This is a genomic window from Streptomyces sp. FXJ1.172 (assembly GCF_001636945.3).
In the GTDB taxonomy this organism is placed as follows: domain Bacteria; phylum Actinomycetota; class Actinomycetes; order Streptomycetales; family Streptomycetaceae; genus Streptomyces.
Genome location: NZ_CP119133.2, coordinates 3,376,038 through 3,389,390, shown reverse-complemented (window position 1 = coordinate 3,389,390; position 13,353 = coordinate 3,376,038). Strand labels below are relative to the sequence as shown.

At 71.9% G+C, this 13,353-nt stretch carries 13 protein-coding genes and 1 pseudogene; 9 read left to right on the top strand and 5 right to left on the bottom strand.

Features of this window, described 5'->3' with window-relative positions:
* The first annotated feature begins 126 nt into the window (after positions 1–126).
* From A6P39_RS14865 to A6P39_RS14845, 5 genes are all read left to right on the top strand, one after another.
* Positions 127–1,371, top strand: coding sequence for a L,D-transpeptidase (locus tag A6P39_RS14865; protein ID WP_079133825.1), 1,245 nt, complete (start codon positions 127–129; stop codon positions 1,369–1,371).
* Positions 1,372–1,450: 79 nt separating this feature from the next.
* Positions 1,451–2,218, top strand: coding sequence for an enoyl-CoA hydratase/isomerase family protein (locus tag A6P39_RS14860; protein ID WP_067056014.1), 768 nt, complete (start codon positions 1,451–1,453; stop codon positions 2,216–2,218).
* A gap of 194 nt (positions 2,219–2,412) precedes the next feature.
* Positions 2,413–3,021, top strand: coding sequence for an ATP-binding protein (locus tag A6P39_RS14855; RefSeq protein WP_079133830.1), 609 nt, complete (start codon positions 2,413–2,415; stop codon positions 3,019–3,021).
* A 96-nt stretch (positions 3,022–3,117) separates the two neighbouring features.
* Positions 3,118–3,924, top strand: coding sequence for a polysaccharide deacetylase family protein (locus A6P39_RS14850; protein WP_067056008.1), 807 nt, complete (start codon positions 3,118–3,120; stop codon positions 3,922–3,924).
* Positions 3,924–5,111, top strand: coding sequence for a YncE family protein (locus A6P39_RS14845; RefSeq protein WP_067056005.1), 1,188 nt, complete (start codon positions 3,924–3,926; stop codon positions 5,109–5,111). The genes A6P39_RS14850 and A6P39_RS14845 overlap by 1 nt, the downstream gene beginning before the upstream one ends.
* A gap of 25 nt (positions 5,112–5,136) precedes the next feature.
* On the opposite strand, the pseudogene A6P39_RS45505 reads toward A6P39_RS14845, so the two are convergent.
* Positions 5,137–5,211 (bottom strand): annotated as a pseudogene (locus tag A6P39_RS45505) (GNAT family N-acetyltransferase); the annotation flags it as partial.
* Positions 5,212–5,246: 35 nt separating this feature from the next.
* Here A6P39_RS45505 and A6P39_RS14840 point away from each other — a divergent pair.
* The 3 genes from A6P39_RS14840 to A6P39_RS14830 all read left to right on the top strand — a co-directional run bounded on the left by A6P39_RS14840 (position 5,247) and on the right by A6P39_RS14830 (position 7,274).
* The gene (locus tag A6P39_RS14840; protein WP_067056002.1) at positions 5,247–6,158 is read left to right on the top strand and encodes a helix-turn-helix domain-containing protein; all 912 of its coding nucleotides are present in this window, start codon (positions 5,247–5,249) and stop codon (positions 6,156–6,158) included.
* A gap of 59 nt (positions 6,159–6,217) precedes the next feature.
* A complete protein-coding gene (locus tag A6P39_RS14835; protein WP_067055999.1) occupies positions 6,218–6,430 on the top strand; it encodes an EF-hand domain-containing protein in 213 nt (70 codons plus the stop codon).
* Positions 6,431–6,611: 181 nt separating this feature from the next.
* Entirely contained in the window at positions 6,612–7,274 is a 663-nt protein-coding gene (locus tag A6P39_RS14830; RefSeq protein WP_067055996.1) for an NADPH-dependent F420 reductase, read from the top strand.
* Positions 7,275–7,308: 34 nt separating this feature from the next.
* On the opposite strand, the gene A6P39_RS14825 is transcribed toward A6P39_RS14830, so the two are convergent.
* The 4 genes from A6P39_RS14825 to A6P39_RS14810 all read right to left on the bottom strand — a co-directional run bounded on the left by A6P39_RS14825 (position 7,309) and on the right by A6P39_RS14810 (position 10,715).
* Positions 7,309–7,863, bottom strand: coding sequence for a glycoside hydrolase family 25 protein (locus A6P39_RS14825; protein WP_067055993.1), 555 nt, complete (start codon positions 7,861–7,863; stop codon positions 7,309–7,311).
* 100 nt (positions 7,864–7,963) lie between these two features.
* Positions 7,964–9,001: a phosphatidylinositol-specific phospholipase C domain-containing protein gene (locus A6P39_RS14820; protein ID WP_067055990.1), complete on the bottom strand. Its 1,038-nt coding sequence runs from the start codon at positions 8,999–9,001 to the stop codon at positions 7,964–7,966.
* 201 nt (positions 9,002–9,202) lie between these two features.
* On the bottom strand, positions 9,203–10,324 hold the full coding sequence (locus A6P39_RS14815) for a WD40 repeat domain-containing protein (RefSeq protein ID WP_067055987.1): 1,122 nt from the start codon (positions 10,322–10,324) through the stop codon (positions 9,203–9,205).
* Positions 10,311–10,715, bottom strand: coding sequence for a hypothetical protein (locus A6P39_RS14810; protein ID WP_159396209.1), 405 nt, complete (start codon positions 10,713–10,715; stop codon positions 10,311–10,313). The genes A6P39_RS14815 and A6P39_RS14810 overlap by 14 nt, the downstream gene beginning before the upstream one ends.
* A 215-nt stretch (positions 10,716–10,930) precedes the next feature.
* On the opposite strand from A6P39_RS14810, the gene A6P39_RS14805 reads away from it, so the two are divergent.
* Complete coding sequence (locus tag A6P39_RS14805; RefSeq protein ID WP_234379277.1) at positions 10,931–13,348, top strand: NB-ARC domain-containing protein; 2,418 nt, start codon at positions 10,931–10,933, stop codon at positions 13,346–13,348.
* Positions 13,349–13,353: the final 5 nt, after the last annotated feature.

Genomic DNA, 13,353 nt, shown 5'->3' with positions numbered 1-13,353 from the left:
TGACGGGCGGAAGTTGCGACGCAACGGTGACATTCGCCTGACACCCCGCTCAAAACCAGGCGGTTAATATGCGCGCACCAAAGTGGTGGGGAGCGGGCCCGGCCAGGCCCGGCGAGGGGAGACGACTTGAACGTGCGGCCAATACCGGGGGCGTCGGCGGCGGGGCGGCGAGGCCGTGGGGGATGGCGGGGCATCACGGGTCCGGCACTGATATCCGGCGCCCTGGCGCTGTCGCTCGCGGCCTGCGGCGGGGGCGGCGGCAAGGGCCCGGACGACGGCAAGGGGGCCGGCACCCAGCAGGGCAGGCAGCAGTCGACGGCAGCCGTCACCATCTCGCCGAAGTCCGGCGCCAGGGGCGTCGACACGAGCGGCGCGCTCAAGGTCGGCGTGGCCAGGGGCAAGCTGACCGAGGTGACCGTCAAGGACGCCAAGGGCACGAGGATCGACGGCAGCATCACCGGCGGGGGCGCCTCCTGGACGCCGTCGACGCATCTGGCCGCCGCCACCAGGTACACGGTGCACGCGGTCGCGAAGGACTCCGAGGGCCGCGAGGCCGCGGAGGACTCCAGCTTCACCACTCTCACCCCGAAGAACACCTTCCTCGGCTACTTCACCCCCGAGGACGGCTCCACGGTCGGCGTGGGCATGCCGTTCTCCGTCAACTTCACCCGGGGCATCACCGACCCGCAGGCCGTCGAGAAGTCCATCAAGATCACGACGCAGCCCGCGGTCGACGTCGAGGGCCACTGGTTCGGCAACGACCGCCTCGACTTCCGCCCCGAGAAGTACTGGAAGGAAGGCACGAAGGTCACCGTCGACCTCGACCTCGACGGCGTCGAGGGCCGCTCGGGGGTCTACGGCAACCAGCACAAGACCATCACGTTCACCATCGGCCGCAACCAGGTCTCCGTCGTGGACGCCAGGACGCACACGATGAAGATCACCCAGGACGGCAAGGTCATCAAGACCCTCCCGGTCACCACCGGCAAGCCCGGCTACGACACCTGGAACGGCCAGATGGTCATCAGCGAGAAGCTCACCGAGACCCGCATGGACAGCGAGACGGTGGGCTACGGCAAGCAGTACGACATCAAGGACGTCCCGCATGCCATGCGCCTGACCGGCTCCGGCACCTTCGCCCACGGCAACTACTGGGGCGGCGACGCCTTCGGCAACTACAACGCCAGCCACGGCTGCATCGGCCTGCGGGACGTGCAGGGCGGCTACGACGGCTCCACCCCGGCGGCCTGGTTCTTCGACCACTCGCTCATCGGCGACGTGGTCGTCGTCCAGCACGCCCACGACCGGACGGTGGACCCGGACAACGGGCTCAACGGCTGGAACATGTCCTGGGCCGACTGGAAGAAGTGACCCCTGCCCGACGGACGGGCCCGGTGCTGTGACGGACGGCACCGGGCCCGCCCGCGTTAGTCCCCGTTAACCTGCCTCCATGACCGTCAATCTCGAAGTCGCCGAAGGCGTCGGTACCCTCCGTCTCGACCGGCCGCCGATGAACGCGCTGGACGTCGCCACCCAGGACCGGCTGAAGGAACTCGCCGAGGAGGTCACGCGCCGCGACGACGTACGCGCCGTGGTGATCTACGGCGGCGAGCGGGTGTTCGCGGCCGGCGCGGACATCAAGGAGATGCAGGACATGGATCACACCGCGATGATCCTGCGCGCCCGCGCCCTGCAGGACTCCTTCACGGCCGTCGCCCGCATCCCCAAGCCCGTCGTCGCGGCCGTCACCGGCTACGCCCTCGGCGGCGGCTGCGAACTGGCCCTGTGCGCCGACTTCCGCATCGCCGCCGACAACGCCAAGCTCGGCCAGCCCGAGATCCTGCTCGGCCTGATCCCGGGCGCGGGCGGCACCCAGCGGCTGCCCCGGCTGATCGGCCCCTCCAAGGCCAAGGACCTCATCTTCACGGGCCGTCAGGTCAAGGCCGCCGAGGCGCTGGAGATCGGCCTGGTGGACCGGGTCGTCCCGGCCGCCGAGGTGTACGAGCAGGCGCACGCCTGGGCCGCGAAGCTCGCCCAGGGCCCGGCGATCGCCCTGCGTGCCGCGAAGGAGTCGGTCGACACCGGACTGGAGGCCGACATCGACACCGGCCTCACCGTCGAACGGAACTGGTTCGCGGGCCTGTTCGCCACCGAGGACCGCGAGAGGGGCATGCGCAGCTTCGTGGAGGAGGGGCCGGGCAAGGCCAAGTTCCGCTGAGCGTCACAGGTGTGAGCTTCCCCGCAACTCACGCAGTCCTCCTTGCAATTGACGCGTCGTCTCGTCCGGGTCCCCCGATGGAGCGGTTTATGGGAGCCTTAAGGCAGCCTTAAGCCCGCTCTGTCGAGGGAGCCCGGCGATTGCCCGGAAGCGAGCCGTCCGCGCAGGTCAACCGGGTCACACCAGAGGTCGACGTGCCGTCGGCATATGCCGGGCGCAGAGTGGGGCACGGGGGCGCGTGGGGGGCGTATTCCTCCGGAACGGCCCCCAAGACGCCTCCGGACGGCCATCATGGGGGCATGGCGGGGCTGGAGGGCATTGAACAGCCACGGGGACACAGTCGTGCGGCCGCGGCACGCTGGTCGCCCGGGGTCGAGGACGAACAGGCGCTCAAGGCGCTCGAACTGTTCGGCAACCCGGCGGAGGTGGAGGTACCCCTGCCGTCCCGCCCGGAGTCCGCGGCCACCGCCCGCCGGCTCACCCAGGTCGTCGTACTGCGCACCTGGCGGCTGACCCCCAAGCTGGCCGAGGACACGGTCTTACTCGTGTCCGAACTCGTCGGCAACGCCGTACGGCACACCGGCGCCCGGGTCTTCGGTCTCAGGATGCGCTGCCGCCCCGGCCGGATCCGGGTCGAGGTCCGCGACCCCTCGCGCGGGCTGCCGTGTCTGATGCCGGTTCAGGAGCTGGACGTCAGCGGCCGCGGACTGTTCCTCGTGGACAAGCTCTCCGACCGCTGGGGCGTCGACCTGCTGCCGCGGGGCAAGACGACATGGTTCGAGATGCGGGTGGCCGACCGGTGACAAGGGCGTGACGCCGCCCTTGCCACGTCCATACGGCGACCCGAAACCGTCGCCCTTTCGGGGTAATCGGCGGTTTTCTTACCAAACGCGCCTTAAATGGTTCGGGTGACCACTTCCAACCGACGCGAGGTGCTGCGTGCGGGCGCCGGACTCGTCGCCGGCGGCGCGCTCGCCGCCGGTTGCGGTGCGGGCCAGACCGCCGCGCCCACCACCCCGGGTTCCGCGTCCCCGTCCGCCGCCCGCGCCTCCGGCCACCCGTCGGCCGGCGCCCAGGCCGCCCCCGCCCCCCGCGCCTATCCCGGCCTGCCCGCCCAGATCACCCACGGCCCGCGCACCCGCCCCCAGGTCGCCCTCACCTTCCACGGCCAGGGCGACCCCGGCATCGCCCACTCCCTGCTGAGCACGGCCGAGCAGCACGGCGCCCGCCTCACCGTGCTCGCCGTCGGCACCTGGCTGGACGAACACCCCGATGTCGCCCGCCGGATCCTCGACGGCGGCCACGACCTCGGCAACCACACCCAGCGGCACATCTCCGTCAACACCATGGCCGAGGCCGCGGCCCGCAAGGAGATCACCGACTGCGCGGACCGCCTCAAGCGGCTCACCGGATCCATCGGGACCTGGTTCCGGCCCTCCCGGTCCCCGACCGCCTCGCCGCTGGTCGCCCGGCTCGCCCGCGAGGCCGGCTACCCGCACGTGCTGTCGTACGACGTCGACTCGCTCGACTACACCAGCCCCGGCGCCGCCGCCATCACCCGCAAGGTTCTCGCCGAAGTCAGGAACGGGTCGGTAGTGAGCATGCACTTCGGGTACCCGGGCACCGTCGCCGCCCTGCCCGACGTCCTCCACGAACTCGACCGCCGCAAGCTGCGCGCGGTCACCACCACGGAGCTGCTGAGCTGATGCGAACCACGAAAGCCGCCCGGCTGCTGGCCGCAGGCGCCGCCCTCACCGCCCTGACGCTGCTGTCCGCGTGCAGTTCCGGATCCTCGAAAGGCCACGACGAGGCCCTCGGCAGCAAGCCGCCGGCCCAGCCGCAGGTGAACCAGAAACGGGTGGACGTGCTGCCCGGGATGCCCCCGGTCGAGAACCCGGAGGATCTCTACGCCGCCGACCGGCCGGGCCAGCTCTCCCCGGTCGTCAAGGACTTCCCCTCCCGGGTGTACGTCCCCAACACCAACTCCAACACCGTCACCGTCATCGACCCGAAGACGTACAAGGTCATCGACACCTTCCCGGTCGGCCGCCAGCCGCAGCACGTCGTGCCGTCCTGGGACCTGAAGACCCTGTGGGTCAACAACGACCTCGGCAACAGCCTCACCCCGATCGACCCCAGGACCGGCGAGCCCGGCAAACCGGTCCCCGTGCACGACCCGTACAACCTGTACTTCACGCCCGACGGCAGGTACGCCGTCGTCATGGCCTCCATGGACCGCGAGCTGGTCTTCCGTGACGCGCACACCATGAAGGTCGTCAAGACCCTCCCGGTGCACTGCTACGGCGTCAACCACGCCGACTTCTCCCCGGACGGCCGCTACTTCATCGTCTCCTGCGAGTTCAGCGGCGATCTGCTCAAGGTCGACACCGCGCGGATGGAGGTCGTCGACCACCAGAAGCTGCCGTACCGCGGAGCCATGCCGCAGGACGTCAAGATCTCCCCGGACGGCAAGCTGTTCTACGTCGCCGACATGGTCGCGAACGGCCTGTGGATCCTCGACGGCGACAACTTCACCAAGCCCCGCTTCCTCTACACCGGCAAGGGCTGCCACGGCCTCTACGTCAGCCGCGACTCCCGCGAGATGTACATCTCCAACCGGGGCGAGGGCACCATCTCCGTCTTCGACTTCGCCCAGGACAAGCTCACCATGAAGTGGCGGCTGCCCGGCGGCGGCAGCCCCGACATGGGCGGTGTCTCGGCCGACGGCAAGGTGCTGTGGCTGTCCGGCCGCTACAACTCCGAGGTGTACGCCATCGACACCCGGACCGGCAGGCAGCTGGCCCGCATCAAGGTCGGCAGCGGCCCGCACGGCCTCGCCGTCTACCCGCAGCCGGGCCGCTACTCGCTCGGCCACACCGGCGTCTTCCGCTGACCGGGCCCGGGCGCCGCTGCGGCGGCAGCGCCTCCGAGCCCACCGCGCGGTAACCGGCCGCCTGGAACGCCCGCATGCCGCGGGCGTTCCCCGCTCCTTGAGTCTCCACCCGCTGGAAGGCGCAGACTCCCGGACATGACCGACGACGGCACCGGACTCCTCACCATCGGCGAACTGGCCCGGGCGACCGGGCTGACCGTGCGCACCATCCGCTACTGGTCTGACGAGGGCGTGCTCACCCCGGTGACCCGCTCCCCGGGCGGCTACCGGCTCTACGACAGCGCCGGCGTCGCCCGCCTGGAGCTGATCCGCACCCTGCGCGAGCTGGGGCTCGGCCTGACGGACGTACGCCGGGTGCTGGCCGGGGAGCGTTCGGTGGCCGAGGTGGCGGCCACCCATGTGGTGGCGCTGGACGCGCAGATCAGGGCGCTGAAGGTGACCCGGGCCGTGCTGTCGACGGTCGCCCGGAGAGGTTCGAGCGCCGAGGAGATGACCCTGATGAACAAACTGGCCCGGCTGTCCGCAGCGCAGCGGCAGCGCATCGTGGACGACTTCGTGGAGGAGATCTTCCACGGGCTCGACACGGCCGACCCGTGGATCCGCGAGCGGACCCGCAGCATCGGCGTGCAGTTGCCGGATGACCCCACGCCGGAGCAGGTCGACGCCTGGGTGGAGCTGGCGGAACTGCTCCAGAACCCGGGTTTCCGTGCCGCGATGCGCAAGATGATCGAGTTCAACGCGGCCGACCGCGCTCCCGGCACCCCGCCCGGCTCTTCGGCGCGGTTCTTCCAGCGGCTGGTGGAGCTGGCCGGTGCCGCCCGGGAGGCAGGGGTGGCACCCGAGTCGCCCGAGGCGGACGCGGTCCTGGTCGAACTGTTCGGCGAGGGTACCGACCGCGCCGCCGTGCTCCGCCGTATCGACCTCGGCGACGAGGTCGTCCGCTACCGGGAGTTGGCGGCCGTGATCAAGGGCAGCCCGGAGCCGCCGAGGTTCCAGGAGGAGTTCGGCTGGGTGGTCGCGGCGCTGAAGGCCTGGCCGGGCCGTTAATCTGACCAGCGTCAGTACGCCTGCACGGCACAAGAAACACGAACAAAAGGGGCGGATCGGTGGCGGACATCGAGGAAGCACGCAAGCAGTTCGAGCGGATCGACGCGAACGGGGACGGATTCATCACCGCCGCCGAGTTCAAGCACGCGCTGGCCGAGGGAGGCGACTGGAACGTCACCGAGGAGGTGGCTGCGGCCATCATCAAGCAGCGCGACCTCAACGGCGACAAGGTCCTGTCGTTCGACGAGTTCTGGGCCTACCTGAACAAGTGATGCGCGGGTGACGCGCCCGAGGGGGTGCCCCGGCCGCACCGGCCGGGGCACCCCCTCGTCGTACGTCTGTGAACCGGATGCACACGAATGCCGGAGTCCCGGAATAGGGCCCGCGGCGAAGGGGTTGTCGGGGGTGACCGAAGCATGCACATGCATGGAAAATCACTCCGGAAGGCCTGTCATGAAGATCGGCATCATCGGTGCGGGCAACATCGGCGGCAACCTCACCCGCAGGCTCACCGCCCTCGGCCACGACGTCTCCGTGGCCAACTCCCGAGGCCCCGAGACCCTCAGGGAACTGGCCGAGGAGACGGGCGCGACCGCGGTCCGCGCGCAGGACGCGGCCAAGGGCGCCGAGGTGGTGGTCGTCACCGTCCCGCTGAAGGCGGTCCCGAGCCTTCCCTCCGGCCTGCTGGACGGGATGGCCGAGGGGGCCGTGGTGATCGACACCGGCAACTACTACCCGCAGCAGCGCGACGGCCGTATCGCCGCGATCGAGGACGAGGGCCTGACCGAGAGCCGCTGGACCGAGCAGCACCTCGGCCACCCGGTCGTCAAGGCCTTCAACGGCACCTACGCGGCGGACATCCTGGACCGGCCCCGTCCCCGGGGCGCCGCCGACCGGATGGCCCTCCCGGTGGCCGGTGACGACGCGGCGGCCAAGGCCAAGGTCCGCGCCCTGATCGACGAACTCGGCTTCGACACCGTCGACGCGGGCGGCATCGACGACTCCTGGCGCCAGCAGCCGGACAGCCCGGTCTACGGCCTCCAGGCCGGCACGGAGGCCGTCGAGAAGGCACTCGCCGAGGCCTCTCCGGAGCGCCCGGCGGGCTTCCGGGGCTGACGGCCGCCGCCACCGCGGGCCGGTGCGGCCGTCCTCAGCCGTCGGCCCACTGCTGCAGCGCCGCCTTGGACGGGAAGTCGGCCACGTCCTTGTCGTGCGGATCGCTGGTGTACTGGTGGAAGCGCCACTTCGCCTTGATGCGGGGGTGGCCCGCTGTGACGTAGTCGGCGATCCAGAGGCCGTCGCCGGCGTAGGACGTGGTGTCGATGTTGAGCCAGAAGTCGCGGTTCGTGTACAGGATGACCCGGTGGGCCGGGCGCAGGGACTTCACCTTCCTGATGAAGGCGTCCTTCTCCGCGTTGCTCGCGTGGGTGCCGTCGCCGGTGGTCTCCCAGTCGACGGCGAGGATGTCGCCCGCCCTCGACGGGGCCTTGGTCACGAAGTACTCGGCCTGGGCGGTCAGGTCGCCGGGCCACAGGAAGTGGTAGAAGCCCACGACCAGGCCGGCGTCACGGGCGGTCTTCGCCTGGGTGGCGGCGTGGGGGCTGGTGTACGAACGGCCCTCCGTCGCCTTGACGAAGGCGAAGGAGAGGCCGCTCGTGTCGTACGAGGACGACTGGTACGCGCTGACATCGATGCCGCGGAGCATGTGGGGACTCCTCGAAGTGCCGGTGGGGGTAAGGAGCTGGAGCTGCTGGTTGAGTGATGCCCCACGATGGCACGCCCGATCCGCCCCGCGCGGGGGAACGTCAGCTCCGGGTGACCACCGAACTGAGTACCGAGGCCGGCTTCGACGACCAGTCCGAGGTGATGATGCTCGCGTGGTCCCCGGCCAGCAGCGCCAGCCTGGCGGCGACTTCGGCGTCCGTCGGGGCGGTGGAGGAGATCGCCGGGGACACGGCGTAGGCGTCCGTCATGATCAGGATGTAGTGGTTCGCGGAGTAGAACGACGTGTCGTAGCCGTTGTTGACGTACGTCGCCGCGTCGCCGTCGAAGAACACGAACCAGGGGCGGATCGAGGTGTCGGAGGTCCAGCGGCTCGCCCGCGGGTCACCGCCCGCCGCGCCCAGCACCGCGGGGAAGGCCTCGGCCCGCGCGATGTTCCCTGCGGCGTACAGGTCGCGCAGGTGGTCGCCGTACTCCTGGTCCGTCCAGTAGTGGTCGAACGGGTTGTTCATCTCCACGGTGCCCGGGATCACCTCGAAGACGAACTTGCCCCTGAGGGAGTCCCGGCCCGGCCAGGCGTTCGCCTTCGCCGCCGCGTCCAGCGTCGAGTACGACGAACCCAGCAGGTCGGACGGCTTGTAGACGCTGCTGCCGAGCTTCTGGCTGATCAGCGTGTCGAACTCGTCCGGGCCGAGTCCGGCGTCGTTGTTGAACCCGGCCTTCATCTCTGTCTTGAAGACGATGGGCGGGTGGTCGGGGTGGAGCTGGTTCCAGGCCGCGATGTTGTCCAGGCAGCTGCCGAAGTCCTGGTTGCGGTCCTTGCTGTACAGCTCGCCCGGGGTCTTCGCGTCCTCGCAGTTGTTGTCGTTGCCTATCGGGTTGCTGTGGCTCACCCGCCACCGCTTGTTCAGGCTGTCCGCGTAGATGTCGATCTCGAGCAGCGAGGCACCGGAGTCCAGCGCCTGGGCGAAGTACGTGTACTTGGACTTGTCGTACGCGTTGTGCGTGCCGATCGCCGTCGTCTCGGAGAACTTCGCCGACGCCGCGTGGGCGTTGCCCGGTACCACCGCCAGCAGTGCCGCCGCTCCCACGAGCGCCGCAAGCCGTCTCATCACCCGCATGCCTGAACTCCCCTGTGCTGCCGTCGAGTTGGCGGCAGCGTAGGAGAAAGCGGTTACTATCCGGTAGCCCCCGGAGGAACATCAGCTGCTCCTGGCGCGTCCGCGGACGCGCCGCGCGCCCCCGAAGCGCGCCGGACCGCCGGACCGCCGGGCCGCCCTCGCGAGCCCGGCGTACGTCGTCCGGCGGTCCGTGGCGGAGTGTCAGCGGCCGGCGGCGGGCCCGCGTCTCCACAGGCTCGCCGTTCCCGCTGCGCTCACCGTGGCCACGAGCCGGGCGTCCGGGCTGAAGGCGACGCCGGTGACCTGCTCGGCACCGGTGAGGGGGCGCCCGAGGCAGCGGGGGTGCGCGGCGTCGGACACGTCCCAAAGGCGCACGGCTCTGCCGCCGTTCACCGTGGCCAGCACCCGGCCGTCCGGGCTGAAGGCGAGGGAGTCGACGTCCCTGCCGCCGGGGGCGAAGGGGGGGCCTGCCGCTCGTGGACGCCTCGGGTCCACCAGGTTCCACAGGCGTACGGCTCCGGAGGTGTCGGCGAGCGCGAGGGTCCGCCCGTCCGGCGAGAACCGCGCCGCCCGCGCCCTTGCGGCCAGATCGGCCAGGGCGACGGGTGAACGCGGTCCCGCGTGGCCCGGGCGCAGCTCGGTCAGCTCCGTGGCGCCGCCCCGGCCGGAGGCGGCCAGCAGTACGTCGTGCCCGGTGACCAGCAGGGCCTTGACCTGCCCGGTGACGCCTTCGAGGGACCACCGCGGCCGTCCCGAGTCCATCGCCAGGGCGCGCACCTCCCGCGCTCCCGCGGTCACGAGCGTCCGGCCGTCGGGGCTGATCCCGAGGGCCGTCACCCCGGCCGGGCCACGCCCGAGGCGAACGCGTTCCGGATGCCCGGGTTCCGTCAGGTCCCAGGTGTCAACCCCGGAGCCGGTGACCGTCACGAGCCGCCGGCCGTCCGGCGTGAACGCCGCCGCGCCGGCCCGTCCGAGCTGCCCTGCGTCCGGCCGCCAACGCTCCGGCTGTACCGCGCCCGCACGCTCCGGCGCCGCGCTCTGCCACGGCGACGGCAGCGTGCCCTGTACGGCGGCGGAGGTGAGGCAGGCCAGTACGACGAGCCAGCTGGTCAGCAGCCCGGGGAGCCATCTCGTCCGCGAGGGCGTCCGGCAAGGACGCGGAGGCGGTGCAAGGGCCGTGGCGCCCACCGCCGGAAGCGGCCGTGCGGCCAGCGCCGTCACCAGCCGGGCGCCGAGCCGGTCCCCTCCCGGCGGCGGCGCATCGGGGGGATGGGCCCCCAGCTCCAGTACCAGGCGGCCGAGGAAGGTGTCAGTTTGCAGCATTGGATCCCCTGGGCCGTGACAGTGCCTCGTCGTCCTCGCCCGCCTGCCGTGCGGCGGGCAGCGGAGGCTCGGCATGCTGCGGCGCACCCGGCCCGGAGACGGGGATGGACTGGAAGAACCTGGCCACGACGAGCGGGGTCGTCACGCCGACGGCGAAGGCGGCGGTGGCATTGGGCAGTTGGCCCGAGTTCCCCAGTGCCGCGGTGAGGCCGAAGCCGGCGAACAGCCGCAGGCCGATGGCCACCAGCATCACCGGGCGGTCGGCGCGGTTGCGCCACGGCCAGCGCCAGCGGCTGCGCGGACCGCTCGGACGCATGAGCGCGGAGAGGTTGAGCGCTTCGGCGACACTGCTGCCCAGCAGTCCCCACAGCGCGGTGTGCAGGTCGGTCACCACACCGATGGTAGCGATATGTACCGACTTGACCCCTTTCCGTGATCAATCTTATTTTCGTGGCTCGCGGGCAGTGCGCGCCGATCCAAGATCTCGACCGCGCGTTCGACCGGCAATCACCCCGCCGCCCGTCGTTCCGGCCTGGCGCCCGCACCGCGTCGATACGATGACCGCAACGGCGAGTTGGGGGAGTCCAGGTGGAACCGTTCATGGGCATGGCTGTCACCGCGGTCGGTACGGTCGTGTCGGGTGCCCTGTCCGGAGCGGGCGGCGATGCGGGCCGGCGGACCTCCGAGCGCCTCTACGACCTGCTGAGCCGGGGCCGCCGCGCCGGGCACGACTCCCGGTCCGCGCAGGACGGTTCGCAGCGGCCCAGGCTGCCCGTCACCGGGCCCGAGCAGACCGAGGCGGCCCGGCACCTGCTCGAACTCGCCCGCAGATCACCGGAGTTCGCCCGCGAGGTGACCGAGTGGGTCCGTGACGCCTCATGGCTGTCGCCCCGCACCGTACCCGCCGTGGCGCACGGTGCCTCCCGTCCGCAGATGCTGCCGCCGACGACGGCCGCGTTCACCGACCGCGCGGAGGTCCTCGCGTGGCTCACGGCACTGCTGGACGAGGAGGGCCGCCCGCCCGGCGCGCCCGTCGTCGCGGTCCTCACCGGGCCGGCCGGCATCGGCAAGACCGCCGCCTGCGTCCACGTGGCGAACGAGCTGCGGGAGCGGTTTCCGGACGGCGTGCTGTTCGCGGACCTGGCCGGCGCGTCGGTGGGCACGGCGCTCGCGCCCTCCGACGTGCTCGCGCGCTTCCTGGAGCGGCTCGGGGTGCCGAGCGCCATGGTGCCGGGGGACGAGGCACGGCAGCGGGACCTGTACCGGGACTGCACCGCCGACCGGCGCCTGATCGTCGTACTGGACAACGCCCTTGACGACGCCCAGGTCATCCCGCTGCTCCCGGCCTCGCCGACGTGCCTCGTCCTGGTGGCGGGCCGGTACCGCCTGCCGCGTCTCGTGGGCGAGCACGGTGCCCGGCCGTACACGCTGGGGCCGCTGTCGGCCGAGGACTGCGTCACGCTGATCAGGCGGGTCGCCGGCCGCGACCGCCCGTCCGCGCCGGACGCCGTGGTCAGGGCCGTGGTGGAAGGCACCGGCGGGATCCCCCTCGCGGTGTGCACCACGGGCGCCGGCCTCGCCGTCCGGCACCAGCTGACCTGGGAACGCGTCGCCCAGCAGCTGTCCGGCCGGATGCAGGGCCACGACGAGGAAGGCACCGCCGTGCGCGAAGGCACCCCGGACGGTACGGCGGATCCCGGACCCGGACCCGATCCCGTCCGTCTCGCCCAGGACGTCGCCTACGGCGAACTGACCCCCGACTGCGCCGCGTTCTACCGTGCGCTCGCCGTGTGGCCCTGGCCGACCGTGACCGTCCTCACCGCCGCGCACGCCGCCGGTGTCGGCGAGGACGAGGCGCGGGTGCTGCTGGAGGAGCTGGCCCGGGCGCACCTGCTGGAAGAGGTCGGCGAGGAGCGCTACCGGTTCCACGACCTGACCCGGGCGCACGCCCACGGGCTCGCGGAAGCGGAGGACGGGCACGGCCGGATGGCCGCCGCGGTCCGCCGGGTGGCGGTCGCCCAGCTGCGCTTCGCGGCCGGCGCGGACTTCCGGGTCATGCCGCTGCGCTGGCGGCTGGGCCCCGCCTACCGGGGACTGGCCCTCCCGGAACACCGCGACCCCGCGGACGGCAAGCGCGCGCTGGCCGAACTGCGGGCCGAGCGGGAGAACCTGGCGGCCGTCGTCCGGGCCGCCGCACACCACGGCTTCGACGACCTCGTATGGCAGCTGTGCGAGGCGATGTGGGGCCTGCACCTGCTGCTCGGCTTCCACGCCCAGTGGATCGACACGCATCTGCTCGGCGTCGAGGCAGCCCGGCGCAGCGCGGCGGAGTTCGGCGACCCGCGCGCCGTCGGCCGCATGTGGACCCAACTCGCCTTCGGCCACCTGGGATCCGGCCAGGTGGCACAGGCCGCGGACGCCCTCGAACAGGCCAGGGCGGCCGACCGGGCCTGCGGTCACCACCGCGGTGAGGCGACCGCCGTCGAGGCGCTGGGGCTGCTGCGTCTCAAGCAGTGGGAGTTCGCCGCGGCCCAGGGGTGCTTCGAGGACGCGCAGGAGATCCTGCGCCGTATCGGCCCGGGTGAGGACGGACGGGACGACGTGCCGCGGGCCATGGCGCTGCTGGCACACCACATCGGCCGCGCCCAGACCAAGCAGCGGCACTTCCCCGCCGCCGTCGCCCGGCTGAACGACGCCCTCGCACAGTTCCGGCGCCTGCCGGGCGGCGGCGACGCCTACAACGCGGGCCGGGTCTACATGAGCCTGGGCGACGCCCACCTGGACGCGGGGGACGCGGAGCAGGCGCGCGTGTGCCTGGACGGGGCCGTCGAGGCGATGACCGAGGCGGGCGCGGGGCTGCAGCTGGCCGACGCCGTCGAGACCCGGGCCCGCTGTCACCGCCTGTCGGGCCGCCCGGCGCAGGAGGCGGACGATCTGCGCCGGGCGGCCGCGGCCTACGAGGAGCACGACAACCACATCGGCCTGGCCCGCGTACGGGCGCGGCTGGCCGAGCTGGAGGGCTGAGTCCG